A 25,977-nucleotide genomic window follows, 5' to 3' on the forward strand; every position below is an offset into this window, starting at 1 on the left:
CGCAATGCAGAAAGGAGCCAATATGAATACGAACAGCAGGAACGTGACCTACTTGACCGTCGGGGACTACCAGCTCCCGAACCTGATTCTGAACCAGCCCCGGAAGCCGCTGGGCAAGTACGGCAGGCTGCGCCGGACCTACCTGAAGGAGCAGCGCCCGGTACTGTACCACACGATGCTCCTGTCGGGGAGCTTGTACCCGCATCTGATGGAGGTGGAGCAGACGGCAGAGAGCCGGATGCAGCAGATGATGGCCGAACTGCTGAAGCAGAACCCGGCCCCGGACAAAGCGCAGAACCAACTGATGTGGGTGCAGCACATAAACAGTCTGAAAGCGCAGGCAGAGGAAATGATCCTGACCGAGCTGATTTACAGCTGAATTTTCTGGAGGCGGCCATCCCCACGGAAGCACAGCAAATCGAATCCATCGACCAAGCGGAGAACGAGAAATCGTCCTCCGCTTTTGTTTTGTCACAAGCTGATATTGAAAAAGCACTGCGGAGAGATTCTAACTTTGAAAACAGTAAGCTTTGGATTTGGGAGATTTATCAGACACAGCCTGACCGAAAACTCCGGGCAAAAGCGCTTGCCAAAGAATATGCACCGCACGGTCCCGGTGGATGTTCGCACACCTATCTGGATGGAAGCAGTGGTTGGCTTGACCACGACAGCAAGGGACTGACATTTGAACATTATCCGGACCATCAGAAGATATTTCTTCGCTGGAATCAGGTGGAAAAATATATTGATCTGATGATGCAGGCCGACCGCTATCTGACAGATAAAGAAAAAAGCGCGATTGAACTGTATTTTGGACTAAATGCCGACAGTGCCGCCGAATATAATGCGCTGAAAGTACAGTACCCGGATGCACTGGTAGGTTTTGAGCAAAACGGACAGTTCGAGTTCTACGGCGAGGATGCCAGGAAAATCTGTGAACTGACCGGCGGAAAGCTGCTGGAAAGAGAAACGGCGCTGGGAACTGTGACAGTCACAGGTTTTCTCAGGGAGCAGTGGGTGTATCGTGCCAAGCAGCTGTGGGAGTGCGGTGAAAATATCTACCTTGCCGGCCTGAATGAAGATGGCACTCACCATCAGACCAAATATCTGCGCAGAGAGGAGTATCTGCCGGTCGGTTCCATTGTCCACATGGAAGGCCGGGAATTCCGGGTAGACAAGGTTGATTTTGACAAGGACAGTGTTGCCCTGCAGGATATGGCACTGGCCGACCTGCGGATGCCGATTTTTCGGGAAGCACCGCTGGCAGTTGTGAGGGAACTGTATGAGCAGGAACCGGAACCGCCGGTTTTGGTCTCGGATGGATTGGGGCTGCCCGGTGAAGATTCGAATAAGCTGCCCGTTTCGATAGAAGTCAATGAGGTGCCGACGACCCCGGAGGCGGCCGCTGCAGAAGAAGGTCTGAATGAAGAAGGTGCTCCGGAGCTCGCCGGAAATTTCCGTATTACGGATGAGGAACTCGGCGCAGGCGGTCCCAAACAGAAGTTCGCCCGGAATATCAAAGCCATCAAAACGCTGTTCACCCTGGAACAGGGGCACCGCGGTGCCACTGCCGAAGAACAGCAGGTGCTTTCGCAGTATGTAGGCTGGGGTGGTTTGGCGGATGCCTTTGACCCGGACAAGAACAGTTGGGCAAAGGAGTACGCCGAATTGAAAGGGCTGCTCTCCGAGGAGGAATACAAAGCTGCCCGCGGCTCTGTTCTGAACGCTCACTACACCAGCCCCACTATCATCCGGGCCATCTATGATGCGGTGGAACGCATGGGTTTCCGTACGGTAACATTCTGGAACCGTCCATGGGCGTTGGCAACTTCTTCGGGATGCTGCCCGAGAGCATGGCAGACAGCCGCCTGTACGGTGTGGAACTGGACAGTATCACGGGCCGGATTGCCCAAAAGCTGTACCTGGAGGCCAACATCAAAGTGGCCGGATTTGAAACCACGGATAGGCGGGATTTCTACGATTTAGCGGTCGGCAACGTACCGTTTGGCAATTACAAAGTCAACGACAAAGCGTATAACAAGCTGAACTTCAGCATCCACAATTATTTCTTTGCGAAAGCCATCGACCAGGTGCGGCCCGGCGGCATTGTGGCATTTGTCACCAGCCGCTATACGCTGGACAGTAAGGATTCTGCTGCCCGGAAGCATATTGCGGAGCGTGCGGATCTGCTGGGAGCAATCCGCCTGCCAAACAACGCATTCCGCGCCAATGCGGGCACTGATGTTGTCAGTGACATCATCTTTTTGCAGAAACGCGACCGGCCCATGGATCATGAACCTGCATGGGTGCAGCTGGGAAAGACGGCAGATGGCATCGCCATCAACAGCTACTTTGCGGACCACCCGGAGATGATTCTGGGCAAATTGACCACTGAAAACACACAGTATGGCAAAGAAGAAGCTACGGTCGTCCCGATAGAAGGTGCAAATCTGGCAGACCAGCTCCGTGAGGCTGTACAGCAGTTGGAAGGGCAGTATCTGGAAGCTGCTGCGGAGGTGCCGGACATTGCAGAGACGGAAGCGGAGCGCAGGACCCTGCCTGCAGACCCCGATGTGAAGAACTTCAGTTATACCGTGGTGGAAGGAGATGTTGAGCTTCTGAAAAAGAAAAAAGCAGAATATCCGAGCTATCGGAAAGCACGAGAGAGAATGCAGGAACTGATGAAGGCGCAGAAAAACGTAGAAATGTTTTTTGCAGACAACAGGAGCGAACAGGAACAGCAGCAGACCCGATAAAACGAAAGTCACCGAGAATTCGATCCCAATCCGTTTTGGGAAAGAATCCTCGGTGGCTTTTTTAGTTTATATAGCAGCGGTCCTGCGTGACGAGCCAATCCTCACATAACCGCTGCGCTTCGTCCTTTGAGCGGCAGGTGCAGTTGAAAAGTCTGCCGTGCAAAGAACAATATGTGTAGTGTACCTTTGGGATGCCATCGGAATCTCTGAAATTGACACAGCGTTCTTCACCGGGCAGCAGGTAGATTGAATCCACGTTCGGCAGCTCCCTTTATTCTTGTTTGATGTGCATTGCACAACATTGCTATTGTAGCATGCCCGGTTCAAAAAGGCCATTGATGATTTGAACAAAGAAATGCTCTAAAATTTTCTGTCCGAAACAAACGCTAATTGAGTTAAACAAACGCCAACTGATTGTGTATAAAGAAATACACGGCCTTTATTCTAGTGGTGTGTAACTAACGCTAATAGAATGCGAGGATGTTATGAAAACACTTTTAGGCCAACGAATCAGAGAACAACGCAGGAAAAAAGGCTGGACAATGGATAAACTGGCCGAGAAAGCAGATCTGTCTGTAAACTATGTGGGTGATTTGGAACGTGGGGTGAAGACGCCAAGTCTGGACACTTTCATCCGGATCGTTGAAGCATTGGATGTTCCCGCAGATGTGTTGATCCGGGACTCCGCAGCCCCAGCATCTTATGTGGCAGATGATGAGCTGAACCGGAAGTTGAGCCGTCTTACACCGGGGCAGAAGAAAGCTGCAACCGATATTTTGAACGCATATATCGATAACATACCGTACATCAAAGAGAAGTAAATAGGTTACAGTGGGTGCTGACAAAATCATTGTCGGCACTTTTTCTTTTAAGTGGGGCTGTGCCCAGCGAATATATCACTGAATCATGAACTCCATCAAAAAGCGTTCGGCAGGAACGCGCAGCCTGCAGCGGTACGATGCAGATCACAAAGGGTTTGGGAATTCCCAACAAGCATTTTGCGAAGCAAAAATGGCGTTTGTATAGACAGACGCCCTGCTTGCGCAAGCTGTTACAATCCACAAAGATAACGGAAATTTTTTGTTTAAAGGTACGGAAAGCAACTTGAAATGTTGGAATTTTCACAAAAACATTGCCTGAAAATTAAGCAAAGAGTATACTTTGATATAGTAAATTGAAAATTGTCAATTACTGCTTTATTTTGGTAGAAAGAAGATGGAATCATGGCAAGACTGAAAGAAAACAAACCAACTGCGAATGTTCGCGGGCGATGGGGTACTCGTTTGAAGCAGCTATGATATGACTGGGAGGCCACCATGGAGCCATCAAAAGCGACCAGTGTCAACAGCCGTGCGGAGGAGCTGTTTGTGCAGTTGTTCTGTGAGGCTTTTGGCCCGGAAAAGACCGAAAATTTGCAGGTTCAGTACCCCTGCGTGGACATTTATGGTCGGCACCGTTATATCGATTTTGCGCTGGAATCTCCTGAATCCAAAATTGCGATTGAGATAGACGGCGAAACCTACCATAACCCAAGCAAGGTGTCTGAGAACAAGTATGCGGATGATCTCCTGAAGCAGAACAGTCTGATCTATGACAACTGGAAAGTATATCGTTGGATTTACAGCCAGCTTGAAAAACAACCGGAAAAGGTTAAGGATGAGCTGATTACCTTTTTGGGCAGCAGTCCCATGTTCAAGGCTTTTGAAGCAGATCTTCCGGTTCAGATGGGGCAGACAATAGAGCTGCGGGATTACCAGCAGGAGGCTATCGACAACCTGAAGAAGATGCGTGAGGATGGTAAAACCATCGCGCTGCTGTACCACGCAACCGGCGTAGGTAAAACTATCACAGCAGCAACGGATGCCAAGGCAGTGGGCGGACGCACGCTGTTTCTGGTCAACGCCCTGAAGCTGGCATCTCAGGCAAAAGAGACTTTCGCCAAGGTCTGGCCGGAAGCAAGCTTGGGAGAGTACACCGGAAGCCAGAAGGATATGACCCAGACGGTCATTTTTGCAACGGTGCAGAGCATCTCCAAGGATTTGGAAAAATTCTCCCCGACAGATTTTGATTATTTGATCGTGGATGAATGCCACCATGCAGCGGCTAATACTTATCAAAAAATCTTTACCTACTTCCATCCGAAGTTTATTCTGGGCTTGACTGCAACACCAGAGCGCAGTGATGGCGAGGATATGCTGGAGTTGTTCCAGAATGTTGCCCACAAAATGGACCTGAAGACTGCAGTGGAGCGCGGTGTACTGGTGCCGATTCGCTGCATCCGGGTCAAAACCAACATTGATCTAACCGATGTGCGGATCAACGGCATCAAATACAACTCGCAGGATCTGGAAAGTAAGCTGTTCATTCCGGAACGCAATCAGTTGATTGTTGATACCTATCTGAAGTACGTGAATGGCAAGAAGACTGTGATTTTTTGCGCAAGTGTAGATCATGCGGCGGAGATTGCGAAGCTGCTGCGCGACAATGGGGTGAAAGCAGAGGCTGTTTCCGGGCGTGACCGGGTAGAAATCCGGGATAAGATCCTGAAAGATTACGAAACCGGTTCTACGAATGTTCTTTGTGCCTGTGACTTGCTGAATGAGGGCTGGGATAGTCCTCATACCACAGTGCTGTTCATGGCACGGCCCACAATGTCTAAAACAATCTATATGCAGCAGCTTGGGCGAGGCACCCGCCGCTGTCCGGGAAAAGATGACCTGCTGGTGATTGATTTTGTAGACAACGCCAATATGTTCAATATGCCCTACAGTCTGCATCGGGTGCTGGATATTTCAAAATATCAGCCCATGGCCTATGTGCTGGCCCCGGAGAACAAGCGGAAGCTGGATCAGGACATGCTGTTCAAGGGAGAAAAGCCGGAAGCGTGGCTGGATGTGCCGATTGATGTAGACGACTACGAAATCATCGACTTGTTCAATTGGCAGAACAGCGTCAAGGATATGATCTCGCAGATTGAGTTTGTTCGGATGGTAGATGTGCAATCCGAAACGGTAGATCGTTATATCAAGGATGGAAAAATCAAGCCGGATCTTTCTGTCCCGTTTGGCGACAAGCGGATGTTCCACTATTTCCGCGAAGAAAGTGTCCGAAACATTGCCAAGCAGTACGGCTGGGATCTCATCACGCCGCAAAATATGGCAGATAAGTTCATGAAATTCATTGAAACGATGGATATGAGCTTCTCCTATAAGCCGGTCCTGCTCAAAGCGATTTATGAGTATATGGACAGCAATGGCAGAGTTGCCCTGCCGGATGTGGTAGATTACTTCATTGACTTCTATGAAGACCGTAAGGCGCATGGGATGATTGCGGAAAAGCCCAACAGTATCTACCAAAAGGGTGGCTATACTAAGAAGGATGTGGAGAAGAACATTCTGTCCAATCCGTTCAAGCGTTTTGAAGACATGCGCTTTCTGATGCGCTGCAAAGATGTAGAGACCGTTGAAGTGAATCCCATCATCTTCCGCAAGCTGACACGGGAAGACTGGCTGCATATTGTGGACGTCTGCGACAAGAGCCTTGAAAAATATTATATGAGGTTCAAAAAATAATTAGAAAGGATGTTTATTGGACATCACTTTTTGTAAGATGCCTTCAGAAGAAGCGACAACAGACTTCTGAGGAGGACAAAACAATGTCAAACGGTGATTATGGTTACTTCGGCAAAGGCGATACGGGCTATGCCCAGTACATGACGGCGTTCAACCGCAACTTCGGCGGCTCGTCCGGCGGCGGTGGTGGTGGTGGAAACCGCAACAACAATGGCGGTGGCGGCGGGGACGGCAGCGGGTACGGCTGCCTGATCGCTATTGCAGTGGTCGTGGTGCTGATCCTGATCGTCTCGGGTGGTTGAATCAATCCCTGCAGGTGAAACACAGGTTTTCCCTGTGGGGATTTTTTGAATCCGCTTGTAGAAAGCAACGGTCTATGGTAGGATGAAACCAAAGATACACAGGAGGGCTTACACATGGTTTTACTGGTTGTGGATACACAGAAAGGTATCGTGGATGAACGCCTGTATGCGTTTGAAAAGTTTGTCAGCAACATCAGGAAACTAATCCGGACTGCCCGCGAACAGGGAATCGAGGTCGTCTATGTCCAGCATGACGATGGGCCCGGTACAGGCTTTTCCATCGGAGACGATGAATTTGAGGTCTATTCCGGGTTTGCACCGCTGCTGACTGAAAAACGGTTCGTCAAAACCGTATGCAGTGCGTTCAAAAAAGAAAGCGGTCTGCTGGAATATCTGACGGAAAAGGGCGAAAAAGATGTGATGGTCTGCGGCATCATGACCGACTTCTGCATCAATGCAACGGTGGAGGCGGGCTTTGAGCATGGCCTGCACATGATCGTTCCTGCCTATGCAAATTCCACGCAGGACAACGAGTACATGACGGGGGAGCAGAGCTACCGCTATTATAATGAGTTCCTCTGGCCGGACCGCTATGCTGACTGCGTGCCTATGGACAAGGCGCTGGAGCTGCTCAAAAAGTGAGGTGTTTACAATGATTTCTGAAAAAGTAAAAAATCAGATTCAAGTGGTGGAGGGTGATATTACCAAACTGGACTGTGACGGCATCGTGAATGCGGCCAATCGCAGTCTGCTGGGGGGCGGCGGTGTGGATGGTGCCATCCACCGGGCAGCAGGGCCGGAACTGTTGGCGGAGTGCCGCACGCTGCACGGCTGCCGCACCGGAGAAGCAAAAATCACTAAGGGCTACCAGTTGAAAGCAAAGTATATCATTCATACAGTAGGGCCAATTTATTCCGGCACAGCAGAGGATGCCACGCAGCTGGCGGACTGCTACCGCAATTCGCTGAACCTTGCCAAAGAGCATGATGTCCATAGCATTGCGTTCCCGGCAATTTCGACCGGCGTGTATGGCTACCCGCTGGAAGATGCCACGGAGATTGCGGTCAAAACAGTGGCGCAGTGGCTGGAAGCACATGCGGATTACGCAATGCAGGTGATTTTCTGCTGCTTCGATGCCCGGACGGAGCGGGTGTATCAGGCAAGGCTGTAACCGGAAGAGGTGTGAGAGATGGGCTTTTTCAAAAAGCTGTTTACAGGGATCGGTTTTGCGGCAGGTTTTCTGTTCTTCGGATGTTTGTCGGTGATTGTGTATGCGTCCCGTGGACGTCATAAACCCCGCTATCGGCGCAGCAGCTTTTGGAATACGCTGGAGCGCTATCTGATTTTTTCGTGGATCTGTGAAGGTGTACGCAGCAGCCGGAAACGAGCGGAGACATCCTATTGTCAGCGCACCGGCGGCGATTTCTGGCAGATGCAGACACAGGCTCGACCGGCAAGTGTCAAGAATTCTGCTCCTGAAGTGAAAACACCAAGGCCGGAAGCGAAAAACACGGGCACAGGTGCAACGCGGTCGGTAAAACCAAAGAGAGCGGAGCGTCCTTCTGCGGCACAGAAAGCATCGGTAGCACAAAGCGGTGCCAAAAGCGTGTCGGTGCCGACTGTACTAGGGCAAAACGTTTCGGAGGCTGACGCAGAAAAGCACAGCGAATGGTCAAAGCCTAAGCCAGAGCCCAAGCAGGAGCATGCTGCGCAACAGTCAGAAGCCAAAGAAGTACATCAAAAGTCCGCACAGCAATTGGAAGCAGAACGGCAGCAGAAACTGGAAACTCTGCGCACTGCGATGCAGAAACAAATTTGCGCCATCCATGCAGATGTAGAACTCCCGGCCAACGGTCAGAATGACAGTGGGGCGGTGGAGCAGAAACTGCATGTCCTGTTGTACAAGTCCACGCTGACAGAAAATGACCTGAATCGGGCACTGGACGAGCTTCGGACAGAGCGCAGACGGCAAAAGGCAGAGTATCAGGGAGCACCGTTTGCGGATGTGTTTCTGGTGAACCTGATTTTGTCCGATGAGGACAGTGAGCGGGCCTGCACCGTGGATGTGGGGGATACTGGCATGAGCTATGTCATTCCATGGAGCAGCATCCCGAAAGACCTGCAGGAATCGCTGCACCGCTATGTATCGGAAGCGGAAGGAAAGCTCTGCGGCTACTGCAAGGAAGAACTCTGCAACAGTGAAAGCGGCAGGATGGTCGTGGAACTGTATCTGGGCAAACAGGAACATCACGTTTCGAGGATATTGTATTGAAATAGCTGCACAACCGCAGCTATTGGATTGAAAATAAGGCTGAAGCCCCAATTGCTCCAGCCAATGTCAGAGTTTCTTACCGATGACGGCGAGACAAAGGATTACGACAAGCCGGAACATTTTGTGCAGATCACGCTGGATGCGGATGGAAACGCAAAGAGCAATCGTGCTACGGTCAAAGTAGAAGGATAATCGTCAGACATTACGCAGTTCCTACAGAGTGACAGCGTTTCAGCTTGAAATAATGTGTACCCAGTTTTCTGGACACCGGGTCAAAATTGAATAATTAGCTTTTTATATCTGCACCAGAAAAGCCGCTCCGGGTTTAGCCGGGGCGGCTTTTCTGGTGGCATTGGAAAGGAGAGACCGTATTCTCAGGCGTGAAAACCGCTCACTGCCCTTCTTTTCCGTTCGGATGCTCGTCCTTCTCCAGAACAAGATCCATGAGGTATTCAAAGGTGATAAGCACGCGCGCATAGAAATAGTTGGCGGTAAGGTTCCGGTCGTCCAGCATCTTGTCGTCCAGCAGCACAAAGGCAGGGTCTGCACAGCGGGCGATGGGAGAATTGTCGGCACCCACAAAGGCAATGATGCTCCGGTGCTGTGCAAAGGAGTCCTGCACCGGCTTCAGGATGGTATTGGTCTTTCCGCTTTTGCTGATGGCGATGACCAGCCCGGCATTCAGTGCACCGCTTTCGTAGACCTCATAACTGTTGGAGCCGATGGCGCAGTAGCCCAGAACCAGCAGCTTCCGCACCATAAATTCCTGCAAAGGGGCACAGAACCCGGTGCCGGTCACAAGAATGGGCTTTTGCCGGTTTTCGTGGAGCAGCTCCACAAAGCTGTGCATTTTTTCTTCGGGGATATCCCCGATAAAGGCGGTAATGTCGGAGGCGTGGTTTTTGTTATCGATCTCGTTCTGGATCAGAAAACCGATGCGGTAGATCATATCGGTGTAGCCGGTATAGCCCATCTTTTTGCTCAGCCGGATCACGGCCGCCGGGGAGGTATAATTCTGCGCTGCAAACTCTCGCACGCTGCACTGACCGCCGTTTTTTGCGGTTTCCAGCACCGCCTGCAAAAGCTGCTGCTCGTTGGCATTCAGATGGTGCTGATCTGCCAGTTTGTAAAGGTCGTGTTTCATATTTTACTCCGATTTTCGAATCAAAGAACGGCTTGATTCCATAAAGTATACGCTGAATCGCGTATTTTGTCAATAAACATTTCGATGTATCCAACATGAAAGCGAAACATGTTTCAGCTTTTGCGAACAAGTTCAAAAAAAGTCCAATTCGGTAGATTTTTTTGTGCAGAGTGATATAATCAAGCCATCGAAACGGTAAGGTGCACCCCCGAAACGAAGAGACAATTTGAAAAGAGAGATTCATGGAACGTTAGGAGAACACCAATGAAACAAAAAGTTATGGATGCGATGCAGAGCTTTTCCAAAGCTTTGATGGGCCCCGTTCTGTTCCTGCCCATTGCGGGTATGCTGCAGGCGATTTCTTCGGTCATGAGCAACACGGCACTGGTGACAGAGGGCGGTGTTGTCTGGACCCTCGGCAAATTCATCAATGGCGGCGTTAGTGCAGTCATTGGCAATCTGGGTATCCTGTTCTGCGTGGGCATCGCAATGAGCCTTGCCAAAAAGCGCAAGGCAGATGCGGCATTTCTGGCACTGGTCAGCTATCTGGTCTGGCTGGCAGCCAATGCCCGCTGGCTGGATGTGGCAGGACTGACCATCGCCGGTGATACGGCAAGCGCTTTGTACGGCACCGGTCAGACCATCTGCCTCGGCTATCACGTTACCGACATGGGCGTATTTCTGGGCATGATCCTTGGCGTGGTGGTGGCGCTGGTCCACAACCGCTTCATCGACACCGAGTTTGAAGGTGCCATGGCCATGTACGGCAACAGCAAGTTCGTCTTTGTGGTGCTGCTGCCCATCGTTCTGGTCATGGCGGTGGTTGCCAGCTACGTCTGGCCTGTGGCTGCGGCGGGTATCAACGCCCTGACCGGTGTCATGGCAAGTGCAGGCGCGTTCGGCGTGTTCCTGTACGGTTTCTTGAACCGCGTGCTGATCCCCACGGGTCTGCATCATCTGGTCTGGTCGCCCTTCCTCTACTCCGCACTGGGCGACAGCATGATCATCGGCGGTGAGCAGATCGTTGGCGCAAAGCCTGTGTTCCTTGCCCTGCTCAGTGACCCCAGCGTGGCAATGATGCGGGATTCCGCACGTTTTCTGACCTACGGTCTGATGAAGACCTTCGGCGTGATCGGCGTGGCAATGGCTTTTATCTCCACCGCCAAAAAGGAGAAGAAGGCTGCCACCAAGGCACAGATCATCCCGGCTACCCTTACCGCCTGTCTGGTGGGCGTGACCGAGCCGCTGGAATTTACCTTCCTGTTTGCAGCTCCTGCGCTGTGGCTGGTGTACTCGGTTCTGGACGGTCTGTTCCAGATGATTGTTTACCTTATTGGCGTCCGGGTCTGCGCCACCAACGGCATCATTGACTTTCTGGTGCTGAACCTGCCCGCAGGCATTGGCCGCACCCACTGGCCGCTGTACGTGCTGGTGGGTCTGGTGGAGATCGTGGTAATGTACCTCGTTTTCCGCTTCCTCATCGTGAAGATGAACCTCAAGACCCCCGGCCGTGAGGACGGCGAAGAAGTCACCGACCTTGCCGCAAACGCAGCTGCCGTCAAGCAGCAGATTCGCAGCGGCGCAGCCGAAAAGACTGCTGCCAGCGCAAACGATGCACAGACCGCAGCCCATATCGTGGAAGGACTGGGCGGTGCAGAGAACATCCTGAACACCGATAACTGCATGACCCGTCTGCGAGTGCAGGTCAAGGATGCCGCTCTGGTCAAGGACAAGGAGTGGTTCAAGCCCACCGGCTCCGCAGGTCTTGTGGTAAAGGGCAACAACATCCAGATCATTTACGGCCCCAAAGTGGGAAAGATGCGTGCCATCGTGGACAGCTACCTTGGCCGCGCAGAATAAGATATCCGCTTTTATTCATCATACAAAAAACATTATAATAGGAGGCTTGCCTTATGAAAACGTTCAAACTGGTCATCGCCGGCGGCGGCAGCACTTATACCCCCGGCATCGTCAAGAGCCTGCTGGTGCAGAAGGATCGCTTCAAGCTGAATGAGCTGGTGCTCTACGATAACAACGCAGAGCGTCAGGAGGCTGTGGGTGTCATCGTCCGCCATGTGGTGGAAATGTTCGACCCGGAACTGAAGCTGACCCTGACCACCGACCCGGAAGTTGCCATGACCGATGCAGATTTCATCTTTGCACAGATGCGTGTCGGCCTGTACGCTATGCGTGAGCAGGACGAGAAAATCCCGCTGAAGTACGGCGTTGTGGGTCAGGAGACCTGCGGCCCTGGCGGTCTGGCTTACGGTCTGCGTACCATCTACCCCATGGTGGAGCTGATCGATTACTGCGAGAAGTACGCAAAGCCCACCTACTGGATCGTCAACTACTCCAACCCCGCTGCCATCGTGGCAAAGGCAACCTTCCGTCTGCGCCCGAAGGCTCGTATCCTGAACATCTGCGATATGCCGGTTGCCATCGAGCGCAACATGGCCGAGATTCTGGAGTGCGACCGTCATGATCTGGAAGTGGACTACTTTGGTCTGAACCACTTCGGCTGGTTCACCAAGGTGCGCCTGAACGGTGAGGATGTGACCGAGAAGCTCAAGAGCTATGTAGCAGAGCACGGCTATATGCCCCAGAACGCCAAGAGCGATGTGCTGCACAGCGATCCGTCCTGGCTGCACACCTACGCAAACGCCAAGAACATCTGCTCTGCTTTCCATGACTATCTGCCCAACACCTATATGCAGTACTACCTGCTGGGCGATGAAGTTGTAAAGAGCAGCGATCCCAACCACACCCGTGCCAATGAGGTCATGGAAGGCCGCGAGAAGCGCATCTTTGATGCTGTGGCAGATTATCGTGCCGGTAAGGACGTAGACCTGACCAAGTTCTTCGGCGGTGTGCACGGCGAGTTCATCGTGGACGTTGCCATGAGCCTTGCCTTCGACCTGCGCAAGCGCTATCTGGTCATGGTGGAAAACAACGGTGCTGTGGAGAACCTGCCCTCCGACGCCATGGTGGAGGTTCCCGCTTACATCACCGACCGCGGCCCGGAACCCGTGCGTGTGGGCGAGATTCCCACCTTCTACAAGGGTCTGATCGAGCAGCAGGAGGCTGTGGAGAAGCTGATCGTGGATGCTGCTGTGGAGCACTCCTACGAGAAGGCACTGATGGCCTTTACTCTGTCCAAGACCGTGCCCAGCCTGCTGGTCGCCAAGAAGATCTTGGACGATATGATCGTTGCCAACAAGGCTTACTGGCCGGAGCTGCACTGATAAGTACTTCGTCAGCGGCTGATACCGGACAACTGAGCCCATAAAACATTGAACGTCTCCCCGGCATTCCTTCCAAGAAGGATGCCGGGGAGTTTTTTGCTGTCATATTTACAGGTATCTGCAGTCATCATATACGAATATCCCGATATCTCCGCATTCAAGTTCTTCGCAGCGCTTTACCCATACGATCTGTCCGCTATGATAACGTGGCTCTATACCATCCATAACGCAGGCGTTCCGCTGGTCTGCTGCGGGGAGAAGATGAAAGAGCTGGTTCCCAATACGGTGGAAGCCAGCGGCGAGAAGCATCTGCCGGTGGCAGAGCTTTCCGGCAGTCGTCTCACGGTCACAGTGGGCGCGGTGGAGCACCCCATGGCGGATGTTCACTATATTCAGTGGATTTTTGTGGAGACTGAGAACGGTGGGCAGATCCGCTATCTGAATCCGGGGCAGGCTCCCAACGCGGTGTTTGAACTGGGAAGTGAAAAGCCGGTGGCTGTTTACGCATACTGCAACCTGCATGGCCTTTGGATGACGAAACTCTGATACAATCAATGCAAACAGGGAGTGATTTGATGTCACTCCCTGTTTTTTGATGAGAACTTTATGCGGTTCTTTTGGTTCGGAACTGTGTATAAATGGGATGGATACAGTGATGAAAACACTTGCTATAATATCGCCATGGCGCAAGTTTCAGTTGCGCAAGAGGGAAAATTGCCTGAAATGCATTAAAGGCTGATAATACTCCGTGAGCTGCTCACAAGAGCAGCTCCATCGAGTCGCGGTCATTGTGCATTTTCAAGCTGAAAACAGGCCGGGACTCGGAAAAGGAGTCTCGGCCTGTTTGTGTTTCCGGCGCAAAGGAAAGGATTGAACAATGCGATTTGATGCAAAAGAATTCGGCGGACGTATCCGCGATTTGCGGAAAAAGAAGGGGATTACACAGGAACAGCAGAGTATAATGCTGAACGTTAGTGCGAATCATCTTGCAAAAGTTGAAACGGGAAGCCGCTGCTGCTCGATTGAGTTGCTGCAGGATCTTTCGTCCTGCCTGAATGTCAGAACGGACTATCTGCTGAACGGAGATGCACCGCATAACAACCATCTGAGGGAAAGACTGACGTTTCTTGCACAGGAATTAGAAAAGATTACGGCGGACCTCCCGGTATGGGGATAGGAAAAGCAAAATCCTCTTTTTCAATGCCCAAAAGCGTGGTAGAATAGGGAAAAGATTCAGTATCTGAAAAACGGAGCGCGCAACAATGAAGATTCTGGTCAGCGCCTGCCTGCTGGGCGAAAACTGCAAATACAGCGGCGGAAACAATTACAATCAGGCGGTTTGCGATTTTGCGCGGGGGCATCAGGTGGTTCCGGTCTGCCCGGAGGTGCTGGGCGGCCTGCCCACACCGCGGTGCCCGGCGGAAATCGTGCAGGGCGTTGTCACGAACAAAGAGGGCATCAATGTGGACCGGGAGTTCCGGGCAGGTGCAGCGAAAGCCCTTGCCATTGCAAAAGAAAATGGGGTGGAGCTTGCCATCCTACAATCCCGCAGTCCCAGCTGCGGCGTGAAGGAAATTTACGATGGAACGTTTTCCGGGACAAAGATTCCCGGACAGGGCGTTTTTGCCAAGATGCTGATGGACGAAGGCGTCCGTGTTCTGGATGCCGGGGAATTGCCTAAAATTATCTTGAAAAATGAGGACGGAAAATGTCAATCAGACTGATTTGCAGCGACATTGACGGTACGCTGCTGCAATACGGCAAAAAGGAACTGGAAGACGAGATCTTTGAGCAGATACGGGAGCTGCATCGGCGCGGCATTCTGTTTTGCCCGGCATCCGGCCGGCAGTATACCAGCCTGCGCAAGCTCTTTGCACCGGTGGCGGACTGCTGTGTGTTTCTCTGCGAAAACGGCGGCGTGATCTATAAGGACGAACAGTGCATCGCCAAGAATCCGATGCCCCGTGCATTGGCCGAAGAAATCGCCAACGACCTGTGGACCCGCAGCGACGGGCAGGGCGAAGTGATGCTCTCCGGTCAGAATACCGCCTACCTGATGGAGCGGGGCATGGGAATGCTCCAGCGCATCCAGTTCATCGGGAACAACTATCAGATCATTCATGCCCCGTCTGAGGTGCCGGAGGAGATCACAAAAGTATCGGTGTATCTGCACGAAGGCGTAGAATCTTACACGGAACGGTTTGTCCCACGATGGAAAGAGGCGAACTGCGCTGTGGCAGGGCCGTACTGGATCGACACCACCTTTGCCAACAAGGGCATCGGTGTGCGCAGCATCTGCAAGACGCTGGACATCGACCTTGCCGATGTGATGGCTTTTGGCGACAATTATAACGATGTGTCGATGCTGGACATTGTGGGTGTGCCCTACATTATGGATGGTGCCGCCGCACCGCTGCGGGAAAAGTACCCGAACCATACACCCCGCCCAGAGGATGTGCTGCGGGAGTTCTTGAAGCAAGCGTAAATTTGGAACGCGCACGTTCCAAATTTGAAATGATACGATACAAGCTGCACGGCTTTGCTGGAAGAACTGCGCTGACAGGAGAATTTTATGACAGAGCGTTATTGTGAGGGTGGACGGTTTGCTGACCTGTCGTTCACCGAGGAGACTTTTGAGGACTGCGACTTTACCGACTGCGTGTTTGTGGATTGCTCCTTTACCAAATGCGAACTGGATCATACCACGCTGAACGAGTGCAAATTCGTGCGGTGTGAGATCACAGGTCTGCGCAGTACCCATTCCTCGGTGCAGTCGCTGGATTTTGAGGACTGCCGCCTGAATGAAATCGAGTGGGCACCGCTGATGTCCAATGGTGCCTTCCCAGACCCCATTCACACGCTGAAAGAGTGCAGTCTGAAATATAACACCTTCACCGAAATGAACTTCAACCGCTTCGACTTTTCGGACGGCAACGAAATTGTCGGCTCAATGTTTGCCAAATGCGAGATGCAGCTGGCGAATTTCAAGGGCGCGGAACTTCACGAAACGGAATTCTACCAGTGTGACCTGCGCAAGGCGGATTTCCGGGATGCCGCCGGTTATAGGGTGGACATTCTGGGCAGCCGCCTGAAGGATGCGAAATTTTCCCTGCCGGAAGCAGTGAATCTGCTGGCAGATTTGAAGATCAAGCTGTCATAAGAAGGAGAGAAAATGCGTCAACTCATCATTGCCCGAAAGGACCTGCAGATGTCTCCCGGTAAGCTGGCGGCGCAGTGCTGCCATGCTTCGCTGGCATTCCTCACCGACCCCATCGGCATGGGACAGGGCGTGGAACCCATTGAGAAAGACGGAGAAATTACCGGCTATCGGGCAGAAATCATGTTGGAGAAAGCAACCTATGAAGAATGGTTCGATGGCTCTTTTACCAAAACTATCTGCGGGGCAAAGAACCGCAATCAACTGCTGAAAGCAAAAACCATTGCCGAGGAATTGGGCCTTGTGGAAAACAAAGACTTCTTCCTTATCCGGGATGCCTGCCACACCGAGCTGGAACCGGAAGAATTTGATGAAAACGGAGAGGGCATGACCCTGACCTGCATCGGTTTCCGCCCGCTGCCGGATGAAATTGCACATCAGATCAGCCATAAATTTCATTTGTATTGATTCCTGGAACTCCTTTATTTTATAAGCATTTTCCGCAATCGCTGCAGCCGTTGCAGATCAACTTGCTGCCGCAGGTCTCGCAGTTTGCGCGGAAATGGGGCACATAGAGATCTTCCTGCGGGATGGGGTAGCCCCAGTCGTCCACGAGGTCAAAATGAATGGGCCTGCCCTGAAAATTCATGCCGGATTTACAGGCCATTCGGCTTTGCAGCTGCTTGTTTGGCAGGTGGTAGCGCCTGCCGTCCTTGATGAACACGGTGCCGGTCTCGATAAAGCAGAAGGTCACGTTGGCATCCACGCATTCCTGCCGGAGAGACTTGACCCAATCAAAATTGCAGGGGCGGGCACCATCGTAGTTTTCGCCGCCGCAGATGACCTGCTCGATTTGCCCGGCGGTAAGGTACTGCCGGATGCTTACTGGCCCGATGAAGGGTGCGCACATGATGCCCTTGTGCTTGAAGGGCAGGTCAAACAGAATGGGAATGCGCTCATCGGCGCGGCGCTGATTTTCACAGGTGACGTTGAAAAAGATGTTGTCCCAACCGCTGCCCCAGTCCGGCGGCAGGCACTCCCGTACCCGCTGCGGCCGTTTGGTGAGCAGAAAAAACACCACATCGCTGCGTTGGCGCATGATGTCCCACGCCTCAACCCGCCACGGGTCGGCTTCTTCCAAGAAGAAATCCGAGGTCATGCAGACCCGGATCTGCTCACCACTCTGGATTTTGTAGTGTCCGGTGCGGTCTTTCTGGAGCGGATAGGAAAAGCCGCTTTTCGTTTTGTAGATCTCGGCTCCGTTCTGGTCCCGCATCCGGTCGAGAAAATACATGTAGCAGTTCTGGCAGCCCTCGCTGCACTTGACGCAGCCGTGCCATGGATTCCAGATGTCGTGCAGGAAGCTCACCTTCTTTCGATACCTATTATTATAATAGCTGCGCGGACAGGAAACAAGAGCACCCCTTGCACCGCCCCGCCGGATGTGATAGGATGAAGAAAACCATGTGAGGGAGGAACCACCATGCCGTTTCTGATGATCCGCAATGACATCACCAAAGTGGCGGCGGATGCCATTGTCAACCCGGCCAACCGGAACCTTTTGCAGGGCAGCGGCACCAGCCGTGCCATTTATCAGGCGGCAGGGGAGCAGGAGCTGACCGCCGTCTGCGAAGCCATCGGCCGTTGCGATTTGGGCAGAGCCGTGTGTACTCCGGCATTCGGTCTGCCCGCAAAATATATTTTCCATGCAGTCTGCCCAGCGTGGCACGGCGGCGGGTTCGGCGAAGCTGAACAATTAGCCGGTGCATACCACTCCGCATTGGAATTAGCCGCAGAGTACCACTGTGAGAGCGTGGCTTTTCCGCTGCTGTCCAGCGGAAACTATGGCTACCCCAAAGAACAGGCCTTCCGCATTGCGGTGGACACCATCACACAGTACGTCATGGAGCACGACCTGACCGTGTATCTGGTGCTCTACGATCGGGACTCGCTGGCCGTGAGCCGGAAGCTGTTCGCCTCGGTGGAGGAGTACATTGACGACCACTATGTAGCACAGAACGATGAAAGCTACGGATTTGACCGTCGGTGCAGGGAATTGTCAGAGCGGCGGAGGCTTCTGGAAGAAGATGCTGCCCTGCCGATGCTAGGTGCAGTTCCGGCACCCGCCGCGGCACCCAGGACAGCCCGCAGTCTGGAAAGCCTGATGGATAATCTCGGTGAAAGCTTCACCACCCGGCTGCTGCGGCTCATTGACGAGCGGGGGCTGAAGGACTCCACCGTGTACTACGTCCGGGGCTGCACGGCGCTGCTGGATGCCATTGGTTGTGGCATGGAAAAGATGGTGAATATCCAGCGCCATCTGCCGGAGGACGAGCGTGCCGAAAAGGTCATCTTTGTCATCACCACGGACGGCTTGGAAAACGCCAGCAAACGGTTTAGCTATGAGAAGATCCGCCGGATGATCGAGCGGGAAAAAGAGCAGTACGGCTGGGAGTTCCTGTTCCTCGGTGCCAACATGGACGCCGTGAAGGAAGCTGCCCGCTTCGGCATCTCGTCCGACCGGGCTGTGCGGTTCGAGAATGACGCACAGGGCGTGGCGGTCAACTACCACGTTGTCAGCGAGACGGTTTCCCGGATGCGGGAGGCACCCTGCTGCGCGGCCATCGGCGCAGAGTGGAAAGAACAAATCGAAGCTGATTTCCAGAAGCGGCATCATAGGTAAGGGAGAAAACAGCCATGTTAGGAGCAATTTTGGGTGACATCGTGGGCAGTCCCTATGAATTTGACCACAACAATTACAAGCACAAGGATTTTCCGCTGCTGAGCGAGAAATCGCACTTCACCGATGATACCGTCATGACCGCTGCGGTGGCACGGGGATTGATTGCAGGTATGAACTGTTGTGCTTCATGATTGCCAAGATGATATAAAATGCGATGATGTGACTGAATTTTGAAAAGATTGCATAGGATTTTATAAAAGTATTATTCTTTCATGAACTTTAGCACTCTTCTATTGACACTGCTAATGAACGGTGCTATAACAGTGGCGTGCTCAGGAGGAAGGGCAAAAGGAGAACCGCAAGGCTCCCCGGAAAGCCTTTCCGAGTGGACGCTTCAGATTTTTTGCCCCGACCCGAACGCCGGGATTGGAGGAATGATTTATGCTTATGTCGACTGTTTTCCATGAAAACCTGTTCGATGATTTCTTCGATCCGTTTTGGAATGACGCTGCACTGGAATGTGCTATGAACCGTGAGGCTCGTGGCGCCTTTGGTAAGCGTGGTGCAAACATGATGAAGACCGATGTCAAACAGACGGACAACGGCTACGAAGTAGCGGTTGACCTGCCGGGCTGCAAGAAGGAAGACGTCCAGATGGATCTGAACGACGGCTACCTGACCATTCAGGCAGTGCGCAGCCACAGCAGCGACGAAAAGGATAAGAAGGGCCGCTATCTGCGGCGCGAATCCTTCTCCGGCACCTGCGCGCGCAGTTTCTACGTGGGCGATGTGAAGAAGGAAGACATCCACGCAAAGTTCGAGGATGGTGTCCTGCACATCGAGCTGCCTGCTCCTCAGCAGACGAAGGCTTTGCCTGAGAACCCGAACCTGATCGAGATCGAGTAAAACGCCGGTCGTGTGCGCCAAGGCACAACGCACATAAAGTGGCCCCGGAGAGCTGTAACAAGCCCTCCGGGGCCATTTTTGTTTCGCTATCTTTTCCGCAAGGGAAAAACATGGTATACTGAGAACAGCAACTTCAGAATTTATGGAGGTACTTCACTATGGAATACAAACGCTTTGGCGGTAAGCTCCTTGTCCGCATCGACAAAGATGAGGAGATCAGTGAAACAAATTTGACTTTAGGGGGACAAAGATGAGTGATGTAAAAGGAAAGACCGGCGCAGTCCTGAGGGAGACGGCAGTCCTGACCGGGGCGGTGGCGATCATTGCGGCGGGCGTTTTCTTTTTTCTGGTGCCGAGCCATACATCCGTCAGCAGCATTTCCGGCCTTGGCATCGTGCTGTCCAATTTTGTGCCGCTGCCCTTGTCGGTCATTACGATGATCCTGAACGTCGTGCTTCTCATCATCGGGTTCTTTACCTGCGGCAGAGAATTTGGCGCAAAGACCGTATACACCAGTGTGCTGCTGCCGGTGTTTCTGGGGCTGTTTGAAAAGCTGTTCCCGGAGTTCGGCTCGATGACCGGCAGTCAGGAGCTGGACGTGCTGTGCTATATTCTGGTGGTCAGCATCGGGCTGAGTATTTTGTTCAACCGCAATGCATCCTCCGGCGGGCTGGATATCGTGGCAAAGATCATGAACAAGTACCTGCACATGGAATTGGGAAAAGCCATGTCTCTGTCGGGAATGTGTGTGGCGCTTTCCGCGGCCCTGGTTTACGATAAAAAGACCGTGGTGCTGAGTATCCTCGGTACTTACTTCAACGGCATCGTGCTGGACCATTTCATCTTTGATAACAGCATCAAACGCCGAGTCTGCATCATCACCGAAAAAGAGGAGGCGCTGCGTCAGTTCATCCTCCATGACCTGCACAGCGGTGCGACCATGTACGAGGCCATCGGTGCATACAATCTGGAAAAGCACAACGAGATCATTACCATCGTGGACAAGAGCGAATATCAGAAGCTGATGAACTTTATCAACCGGGAAGACCCCAAGGCTTTTGTTACCATTTACAATGTGTCCAGCATGCAGTATCAGCCCAAGATCTGATCGGCGGAGAGCTGCCGCAAAGGGCGGGCCTTTTGCGGCTTGCTCTTTGCCATAGCTGCGTGGTATACTCCGTTCGGAAAGGTCAAAGCGCGTGGAGGTAAAAAGCATGCTGACCTATACCTATGTTTCAGAGAGAACGTTTGCCCTGATGGAAAAACCAAAGCCGGTGCTGCAGCACGAGCGGGACGCCATTGTAAAGGTGACCCTTGCCAGCATCTGCTCCAGCGACCTGCACATCAAGCACGGCAGCGTGCCCCGGGCGGTGCCCGGCATCACGGTAGGGCACGAGATGGTGGGCATCGTGGAAGAAGTGGGCAGTGCGGTGACCAATGTGAAACCCGGCGACCGGGTGACGGTGAACGTGGAGACCTTCTGCGGAGAGTGCTTTTTCTGCAAAAAAGGCTTTGTGAACAACTGCACCGATCAAAACGGCGGCTGGGCGCTGGGCTGCCGCATCGACGGCGGGCAGGCCGAGTATGTCCGGGTGCCCTTTGCGGATCAGGGACTGAACAAGATCCCTGACGGCGTTACCGATCGGCAGGCGCTGCTGGTGGGCGATGTGCTGGCCACCGGCTTTTGGGCGGCACGCATCTCGGAAATCACCCCCGAGGATACCGTGCTGATCCTCGGTGCAGGGCCGACCGGCATCTGCACGCTGCTGTGCGTCATGCTGCACAGCCCCAAGCGCATCATCGTCTGTGAAAAGGACGCAAGCCGCCTGCAGTTCATCCGTCGGCACTACCCGCAGGTGCTTACCGTGCAGCCGGAGGACTGCGCCGCCTTTGTGCGTGCCCACAGCGACCACGGCGGGGCCGATGTGGTGCTGGAGGTGGCAGGGGCAGATTCCACCTTCCGGCTGGCATGGGAGTGTGCACGGCCCAACGCCGTTGTGACGGTGGTGGCGCTGTACGATAAGGCACAGACCCTGCCGCTGCCGGAAATGTACGGCAAAAACCTCACCTTTAAGACCGGCGGCGTGGACGGCTGCGATTGTGAAGAAACGCTGCGTCTCATCGCAGAAGGCAAGATCGATACCGAACCGCTCATCACCCACACCTACCCCCTGCGCCGGATCGCAGAGGGCTACGAGCTGTTTGAAAAGAAACGGGACGGCGTGATCAAGGTGGCAGTGGAGTGCTGACGGTCTGCGCCAAGGCACAACGCACATAAAGTGGCCCCGGAGAGCTGTAACAAGCCCTCCGGGGCCATTTTTGTTTCCCGACATCTTTTCCGCAGCGGCAAGGCGTGGTAGAATAAGGGCAGAACCAATCCACAGGTGAGAAAATCGAACTTCAGAGAGAGGAGATGTTTCTATGCAGTCTGATGAGCTGAAACGCCGGATCTCGGCAGGCAGAGGAGATGCTTTGGCTGATCTGGTTTTGAAAAATGCCAGAATTGTCAATGTGTTTACCGATGAGATCGACACCGCTGATATTGCCATCAGCGGAAATTCGATCGTGGGCGTGGGCACGTATCATGGCCGGAAAGAAGTTGATCTGCACGGCAAATATGTCTGCCCGGGCCTGATCGATGGGCATATCCACATCGAAAGCTCCATGCTCTGTGGTCCGGCTTTCGAGCAGGCAGTGCTGCCCCACGGTACCACTGCGGTGGTCACAGACCCGCACGAGATCTCAAACGTTGCGGGGCTGGAAGGCTTGGATTTTATGCTGGAAACGACAAAAAATCTGACCCTTTCGGTTTATTTCATGCTGCCCTCCTGTGTTCCGGCCACGGATCTGGATGAATCCGGTGCGGTGCTGAACGCAGAACAGCTCCGGCCTTACTACGGCGATCCCCGTGTGCTGGGGCTTGCGGAACTGATGAATGCCTACGGAACGGTGCGCTGTGACCCGAAGATCCTGCAGAAGATCCGCGACTGCACCGAAGCGGGAAAGATCGTGGATGGCCATGCGCCGCTTTTGAGCGCTAAGGACCTGAATGCTTATATTGCGGCAGGCGTTCAGTCTGATCACGAGTGCTCCAACATCGAGGAAGCCATGGAAAAACTCCGGCGCGGACAATACATCATGACCCGGGAAGGAACGGCTGCCAAAAATATGGAGGCCCTGATGCCGCTGTTCCGGGAGCCCTATTGCAGCCGCTGTATGCTGGTGACGGATGATAAGCACCCCGGTGACCTGCTGGACGGCGGCCACATCGATTCCAACATCCGTAAAGCGATCCGGCTGGGCGCAGACCCAGCAGTGGCCGTCAAAATGGCAACGCTGGTCCCGGCACAGTATTTTGGGTTCAAGCAACGCGGTGCCGTAGCACCGGGGTACCGGGCAGATCTGGTTGTGGTTTCTGATCTGGAATCCTTTACGGTCGAACAGGTTTACAAGAATGGCACGCTGGTGGCCGAGCACGGAAAAACGCTGAAACCCGCACCGCTTGACATCGACCGTGTGAGATTTTCCCACGTTATGGATTCCTTTGATCTGGATGAGATCACACTGCAGGACCTGAAACTTCGGGAGAGCGGGGAGCAGGAGCGTGTCATCTGCCTGAACCGGGGCGAATTGCTTACAGAGGAAAAAATCATCCCGTTCCAACGGCATCCGGGCAAAGCTCCCGGTGTGGACCCGGAACACAACATCGTAAAACTGGCCGTTTTTGAGCGGCATCATCACTCCGGCCATGTGGGCATTGGCTTTTTAGGGAACTTCAGCCTGAAATGCGGAGCCGTTGCATCGAGCATCGCACATGATTCCCATAACCTGATTGTGGCAGGGGACAACGATACCGATATGATGCTGGCCGGCAACACCGTGCGGAAAAACAAAGGCGGACTTGCGTTTGTGGCAGATGGACAGGTCGTGGCAGAACTTGCGCTTCCGGTGGCCGGATTGATGAGCACCGAAAGCGCAGAGAGCGTTGCGGCGAAAATGCAGGCGCTGAACGATGCCCTCAAGGCACATGGTGTAGCGGAAGATATCGGCATCTTTATGACCCTCGCCTTCGTCAGCCTTCCGGTCATTCCCAAACTCAGACTGAATACATACGGCATCATCGATGTAGCGCAGCAGAAAGTCGTTCCGGCTGTTTTTTAATAGGCGATAACAAAAATACTGCCGGAGATCGACCTGAATGGTCCGTCTCCGGCAACAGAACAGTTCGTTCCTACTCTTAGAAACGAGCTACATCAAGAGAAAAATTGACGGAAATTCTTATTTGATAAATTGGAATTTATTGAGGTGTTTAGAATGAAACAGAAAGTACCTATGATATGCAACATTGTGAGTCTCATTCTGTTGATTGTATTTGTTATTAAGAGCATCGTTGATTATACTCAATACTTAACATCGCTAAACTCTGCGCCTTTTTATTTGTGGGTGTTAGTAAATGCTTTGTTTTTGGTAATTCCTGCAATTATTTTGTTCGTTATTGGTTTCGTTGTAAAGAAGAAACAGTAAACAATTCCAGTTTGTGGATTGGAGGAATAAAATGAAAAAGTATTTTCTACCGCTTGGTGTATTGGGAATATTTATGACTATTGCAGTAACATTATGGCTGACACAGGACAATATATTTTACCTTTTTAATTTTAGCTATATTGGAATATCAATCTTTTTCGGGATATTTCTTTATATAAAAAAATACAAATATGCCCGCAGAGTTGCACAGCTTTTAGTCGGACTTTATATGTTGGTGTATTTGGGCTTTATTTGCGGTGAAAATATGCAGATTGAGGGATTTTGGTATTATCTTTTTACAGGGGTATTTGAAGCCGCAACAATTCATTATGCGGTGGCAAAAATTTTTGGACCATTGCTTTTTGGCAGAGGTTGGTGTGGGTATGCCTGTTGGACGGCAATGGTGCTTGATTTTCTTCCGTATAAAGTTCCCAAAACACCACGGGAAAAGATTGGGTGGATAAGGTATATAACATTTGCAAGTTCTCTTATATTTGTTTCGGTGCTATTTCTTGCTCGTATCGGTAACATTGAGAGGATTATGTTTTGGGCGTTTATCATTGGAAATGCCATATACTATATAGTTGGGATAATATTGGCTTTTGTCTTTAAGGATAATCGTGCATTTTGCAAATACATATGTCCTATCACTATATTCTTAAAACCTATGAGTTATTTTTCGCTGCTCCGAATTAAATGTGATAAAAGCAAATGTGTTTCATGCGGCAAATGTAAAAATGTGTGTCCTATGGAAGTAGATGTTACAGATAATTCCAGAAAACGAAAAAACGGTACGGAATGTATTCTTTGCTTTGAATGCGTGAAGAATTGTCCGAGAGATGCACTATAAATTCGCGTTTATCAAGGTGAACATTTAAGTATTAAAAACGGGAGTGAAAACAAATGATGACCATTGCACAGATCATGGAAAAGATGATCGCCTTTTCCGAAGGGAATATCCATGACATCACGCACCTGAGCTGTGTGTGGACCTATGCCAAAACCATTGGTGAGCTGGAGGGGCTGGACGCAGACACGCAGTTTATTCTGGAGGTGGCGGCCATCACCCACGATATCGCCTGCCCGCTCTGCCGCAAAAAGTACGGCAACACCAATGGTAAATATCAGGAGCAGGAGGGTGCCCCGCTGGTGCGGGAGTTCTTGGCGGATACCGGCATGACAGCAGAACAGATCGACCGGGTGGCCTATCTGGTAGGGCACCACCATAGTCCGGCGCAGATCGACGGCATTGACTATCAGATTCTGATTGAGGCGGATTATATCGTCAATGCGTCCGAAAGCGGGTACGACCAGCAGGCAATCCGAACCTTTATGGAACATACGATGAAGACGGCAGCAGGTATCCGGCTGACGAAAACAGTGTTTGGAGTGTAAAAATGATTCAGAGGCATTGCTTTG

Annotated in this window: 25 protein-coding genes and 2 pseudogenes; 25 read left to right on the top strand and 2 right to left on the bottom strand. The window is 52.3% G+C overall.

The features are described 5' to 3' along the window. Positions 1–22 precede the first annotated feature (22 nt). The 9 genes and pseudogenes from DW937_RS12525 to DW937_RS15445 all read left to right on the top strand — a co-directional run bounded on the left by DW937_RS12525 (position 23) and on the right by DW937_RS15445 (position 9,094). Entirely contained in the window at positions 23–379 is a 357-nt protein-coding gene (locus tag DW937_RS12525; protein WP_120121208.1) for a TnpV protein, read from the top strand. Positions 380–1,446: 1,067 nt separating this feature from the next. Continuing rightward, positions 1,447–2,612 (top strand): annotated as a pseudogene (locus DW937_RS15485) (N-domain protein, SNF2 family); the annotation flags it as partial. Positions 2,613–3,241: 629 nt separating this feature from the next. Further along, the gene (locus DW937_RS12540; protein ID WP_097778303.1) at positions 3,242–3,577 is read left to right on the top strand and encodes a helix-turn-helix transcriptional regulator; all 336 of its coding nucleotides are present in this window, start codon (positions 3,242–3,244) and stop codon (positions 3,575–3,577) included. A 495-nt stretch (positions 3,578–4,072) separates the two neighbouring features. After that, positions 4,073–6,328, top strand: a complete 2,256-nt coding sequence (locus DW937_RS12545; protein WP_120121126.1) for a DEAD/DEAH box helicase family protein — start codon at positions 4,073–4,075, stop codon at positions 6,326–6,328. 83 nt (positions 6,329–6,411) lie between these two features. Continuing rightward, on the top strand, positions 6,412–6,630 hold the full coding sequence (locus DW937_RS12550; RefSeq protein WP_120121128.1) for an HFLK protein: 219 nt from the start codon (positions 6,412–6,414) through the stop codon (positions 6,628–6,630). A 114-nt stretch (positions 6,631–6,744) separates the two neighbouring features. Continuing rightward, positions 6,745–7,272: an isochorismatase family protein gene (locus tag DW937_RS12555; RefSeq protein ID WP_112144633.1), complete on the top strand. Its 528-nt coding sequence runs from the start codon at positions 6,745–6,747 to the stop codon at positions 7,270–7,272. 10 nt (positions 7,273–7,282) lie between these two features. Continuing rightward, positions 7,283–7,801, top strand: coding sequence for an O-acetyl-ADP-ribose deacetylase (locus tag DW937_RS12560; protein WP_097778300.1), 519 nt, complete (start codon positions 7,283–7,285; stop codon positions 7,799–7,801). Positions 7,802–7,819: 18 nt separating this feature from the next. Beyond that, a complete protein-coding gene (locus DW937_RS12565; protein ID WP_120121130.1) occupies positions 7,820–8,902 on the top strand; it encodes a hypothetical protein in 1,083 nt (360 codons plus the stop codon). A gap of 63 nt (positions 8,903–8,965) precedes the next feature. Further along, complete coding sequence (locus tag DW937_RS15445) at positions 8,966–9,094, top strand: hypothetical protein (RefSeq protein ID WP_256372185.1); 129 nt, start codon at positions 8,966–8,968, stop codon at positions 9,092–9,094. A 199-nt stretch (positions 9,095–9,293) separates the two neighbouring features. On the opposite strand, the gene DW937_RS12570 is transcribed toward DW937_RS15445, so the two are convergent. Further along, positions 9,294–10,046 carry a MurR/RpiR family transcriptional regulator gene (locus tag DW937_RS12570; protein WP_097778298.1) on the bottom strand — a complete coding sequence of 251 codons (753 nt, stop codon included), beginning with the start codon at positions 10,044–10,046 and terminating at the stop codon, positions 9,294–9,296. A 264-nt stretch (positions 10,047–10,310) separates the two neighbouring features. Here DW937_RS12570 and DW937_RS12575 point away from each other — a divergent pair, with 264 nt between their 5' ends. The 8 genes from DW937_RS12575 to DW937_RS12615 all read left to right on the top strand — a co-directional run bounded on the left by DW937_RS12575 (position 10,311) and on the right by DW937_RS12615 (position 16,913). Then, positions 10,311–11,906 carry a PTS transporter subunit EIIC gene (locus DW937_RS12575; RefSeq protein WP_097778297.1) on the top strand — a complete coding sequence of 532 codons (1,596 nt, stop codon included), beginning with the start codon at positions 10,311–10,313 and terminating at the stop codon, positions 11,904–11,906. Positions 11,907–11,959: 53 nt separating this feature from the next. Beyond that, positions 11,960–13,288 (top strand): 6-phospho-alpha-glucosidase, encoded by a 1,329-nt coding sequence (locus tag DW937_RS12580; RefSeq protein ID WP_120019610.1) that lies wholly within the window; start codon positions 11,960–11,962, stop codon positions 13,286–13,288. Positions 13,289–13,486: 198 nt separating this feature from the next. Beyond that, positions 13,487–13,834, top strand: a complete 348-nt coding sequence (locus tag DW937_RS12590; protein WP_120121132.1) for a desulfoferrodoxin family protein — start codon at positions 13,487–13,489, stop codon at positions 13,832–13,834. Between the two features lie 331 nt (positions 13,835–14,165). Continuing rightward, positions 14,166–14,465, top strand: a complete 300-nt coding sequence (locus DW937_RS12595) for a helix-turn-helix transcriptional regulator (protein WP_120019612.1) — start codon at positions 14,166–14,168, stop codon at positions 14,463–14,465. Between the two features lie 85 nt (positions 14,466–14,550). Continuing rightward, positions 14,551–15,012: a DUF523 domain-containing protein gene (locus tag DW937_RS12600; RefSeq protein WP_117535089.1), complete on the top strand. Its 462-nt coding sequence runs from the start codon at positions 14,551–14,553 to the stop codon at positions 15,010–15,012. Beyond that, a complete protein-coding gene (locus DW937_RS12605; RefSeq protein WP_097778293.1) occupies positions 14,997–15,773 on the top strand; it encodes an HAD family hydrolase in 777 nt (258 codons plus the stop codon). The genes DW937_RS12600 and DW937_RS12605 overlap by 16 nt, the downstream gene beginning before the upstream one ends. Positions 15,774–15,860: 87 nt before the next feature. Further along, complete coding sequence (locus tag DW937_RS12610; RefSeq protein ID WP_120121135.1) at positions 15,861–16,448, top strand: pentapeptide repeat-containing protein; 588 nt, start codon at positions 15,861–15,863, stop codon at positions 16,446–16,448. 12 nt (positions 16,449–16,460) lie between these two features. Then, complete coding sequence (locus DW937_RS12615) at positions 16,461–16,913, top strand: aminoacyl-tRNA hydrolase (protein ID WP_005946299.1); 453 nt, start codon at positions 16,461–16,463, stop codon at positions 16,911–16,913. Between the two features lie 19 nt (positions 16,914–16,932). Here the strand turns inward: DW937_RS12615 and DW937_RS12620 are convergent, their stop codons facing one another. Next, positions 16,933–17,814, bottom strand: a complete 882-nt coding sequence (locus DW937_RS12620; RefSeq protein WP_341474312.1) for a DUF5131 family protein — start codon at positions 17,812–17,814, stop codon at positions 16,933–16,935. A gap of 114 nt (positions 17,815–17,928) precedes the next feature. On the opposite strand from DW937_RS12620, the gene DW937_RS15225 reads away from it, so the two are divergent. From DW937_RS15225 to DW937_RS12665, 8 genes and pseudogenes are all read left to right on the top strand, one after another. Beyond that, on the top strand, positions 17,929–19,128 hold the full coding sequence (locus DW937_RS15225) for a macro domain-containing protein (RefSeq protein ID WP_120121137.1): 1,200 nt from the start codon (positions 17,929–17,931) through the stop codon (positions 19,126–19,128). A 14-nt stretch (positions 19,129–19,142) separates the two neighbouring features. Beyond that, positions 19,143–19,292: pseudogene (locus DW937_RS12630) on the top strand (ADP-ribosylglycohydrolase family protein); the annotation flags it as partial. Positions 19,293–19,569: 277 nt separating this feature from the next. After that, entirely contained in the window at positions 19,570–20,034 is a 465-nt protein-coding gene (locus tag DW937_RS12635) for an Hsp20/alpha crystallin family protein (protein WP_120121139.1), read from the top strand. Between the two features lie 250 nt (positions 20,035–20,284). Beyond that, the gene (locus tag DW937_RS12640; protein WP_005946315.1) at positions 20,285–21,142 is read left to right on the top strand and encodes a YitT family protein; all 858 of its coding nucleotides are present in this window, start codon (positions 20,285–20,287) and stop codon (positions 21,140–21,142) included. A 106-nt stretch (positions 21,143–21,248) separates the two neighbouring features. Next, positions 21,249–22,283 (top strand): alcohol dehydrogenase, encoded by a 1,035-nt coding sequence (locus DW937_RS12645; protein WP_120121141.1) that lies wholly within the window; start codon positions 21,249–21,251, stop codon positions 22,281–22,283. Positions 22,284–22,455: 172 nt separating this feature from the next. Then, entirely contained in the window at positions 22,456–24,195 is a 1,740-nt protein-coding gene (ade, locus tag DW937_RS12650) for an adenine deaminase (RefSeq protein ID WP_120121143.1), read from the top strand. A 394-nt stretch (positions 24,196–24,589) separates the two neighbouring features. After that, on the top strand, positions 24,590–25,408 hold the full coding sequence (locus DW937_RS12660; protein ID WP_120121145.1) for a 4Fe-4S dicluster domain-containing protein: 819 nt from the start codon (positions 24,590–24,592) through the stop codon (positions 25,406–25,408). A gap of 53 nt (positions 25,409–25,461) precedes the next feature. After that, entirely contained in the window at positions 25,462–25,953 is a 492-nt protein-coding gene (locus DW937_RS12665; protein ID WP_005922554.1) for an HD domain-containing protein, read from the top strand. Positions 25,954–25,977 lie beyond the last annotated feature (24 nt).

It is taken from the genome of Faecalibacterium sp. AM43-5AT, from assembly GCF_003603345.1.
GTDB classification, from domain to species: Bacteria; Bacillota; Clostridia; order Oscillospirales; family Ruminococcaceae; genus Faecalibacterium; species Faecalibacterium taiwanense.

Excerpts from the sequence above, each read along its gene's own strand:
- DW937_RS12555 (WP_112144633.1), top strand. The coding sequence starts at position 6,745 with ATGGTTTTACTGGTTGTGGATACACAGAAAGGTATCGTGGATGAACGC.
- DW937_RS12660 (WP_120121145.1), top strand. The coding sequence starts at position 24,590 with ATGAAAAAGTATTTTCTACCGCTTGGTGTATTGGGAATATTTATGACT.
- DW937_RS12635 (WP_120121139.1), top strand. The coding sequence starts at position 19,570 with ATGCTTATGTCGACTGTTTTCCATGAAAACCTGTTCGATGATTTCTTC.
- DW937_RS12605 (WP_097778293.1), top strand. The coding sequence starts at position 14,997 with ATGTCAATCAGACTGATTTGCAGCGACATTGACGGTACGCTGCTGCAA.
- DW937_RS12560 (WP_097778300.1), top strand. The coding sequence starts at position 7,283 with ATGATTTCTGAAAAAGTAAAAAATCAGATTCAAGTGGTGGAGGGTGAT.
- DW937_RS12645 (WP_120121141.1), top strand. The coding sequence starts at position 21,249 with ATGCTGACCTATACCTATGTTTCAGAGAGAACGTTTGCCCTGATGGAA.
- DW937_RS12615 (WP_005946299.1), top strand. The coding sequence starts at position 16,461 with ATGCGTCAACTCATCATTGCCCGAAAGGACCTGCAGATGTCTCCCGGT.
- DW937_RS12590 (WP_120121132.1), top strand. The coding sequence starts at position 13,487 with ATGATAACGTGGCTCTATACCATCCATAACGCAGGCGTTCCGCTGGTC.
- DW937_RS12525 (WP_120121208.1), top strand. The coding sequence starts at position 23 with ATGAATACGAACAGCAGGAACGTGACCTACTTGACCGTCGGGGACTAC.
- DW937_RS12545 (WP_120121126.1), top strand. The coding sequence starts at position 4,073 with ATGGAGCCATCAAAAGCGACCAGTGTCAACAGCCGTGCGGAGGAGCTG.
- DW937_RS15225 (WP_120121137.1), top strand. The coding sequence starts at position 17,929 with ATGCCGTTTCTGATGATCCGCAATGACATCACCAAAGTGGCGGCGGAT.
- DW937_RS12540 (WP_097778303.1), top strand. The coding sequence starts at position 3,242 with ATGAAAACACTTTTAGGCCAACGAATCAGAGAACAACGCAGGAAAAAA.
- DW937_RS12550 (WP_120121128.1), top strand. The coding sequence starts at position 6,412 with ATGTCAAACGGTGATTATGGTTACTTCGGCAAAGGCGATACGGGCTAT.
- DW937_RS12595 (WP_120019612.1), top strand. The coding sequence starts at position 14,166 with ATGCGATTTGATGCAAAAGAATTCGGCGGACGTATCCGCGATTTGCGG.
- DW937_RS12665 (WP_005922554.1), top strand. The coding sequence starts at position 25,462 with ATGATGACCATTGCACAGATCATGGAAAAGATGATCGCCTTTTCCGAA.
- DW937_RS12580 (WP_120019610.1), top strand. The coding sequence starts at position 11,960 with ATGAAAACGTTCAAACTGGTCATCGCCGGCGGCGGCAGCACTTATACC.
- DW937_RS12600 (WP_117535089.1), top strand. The coding sequence starts at position 14,551 with ATGAAGATTCTGGTCAGCGCCTGCCTGCTGGGCGAAAACTGCAAATAC.
- ade (WP_120121143.1), top strand. The coding sequence starts at position 22,456 with ATGCAGTCTGATGAGCTGAAACGCCGGATCTCGGCAGGCAGAGGAGAT.
- DW937_RS12575 (WP_097778297.1), top strand. The coding sequence starts at position 10,311 with ATGAAACAAAAAGTTATGGATGCGATGCAGAGCTTTTCCAAAGCTTTG.
- DW937_RS12640 (WP_005946315.1), top strand. The coding sequence starts at position 20,285 with ATGAGTGATGTAAAAGGAAAGACCGGCGCAGTCCTGAGGGAGACGGCA.
- DW937_RS12565 (WP_120121130.1), top strand. The coding sequence starts at position 7,820 with ATGGGCTTTTTCAAAAAGCTGTTTACAGGGATCGGTTTTGCGGCAGGT.
- DW937_RS12570 (WP_097778298.1), bottom strand. The coding sequence starts at position 10,046 with ATGAAACACGACCTTTACAAACTGGCAGATCAGCACCATCTGAATGCC.
- DW937_RS12610 (WP_120121135.1), top strand. The coding sequence starts at position 15,861 with ATGACAGAGCGTTATTGTGAGGGTGGACGGTTTGCTGACCTGTCGTTC.
- DW937_RS15445 (WP_256372185.1), top strand. The coding sequence starts at position 8,966 with ATGTCAGAGTTTCTTACCGATGACGGCGAGACAAAGGATTACGACAAG.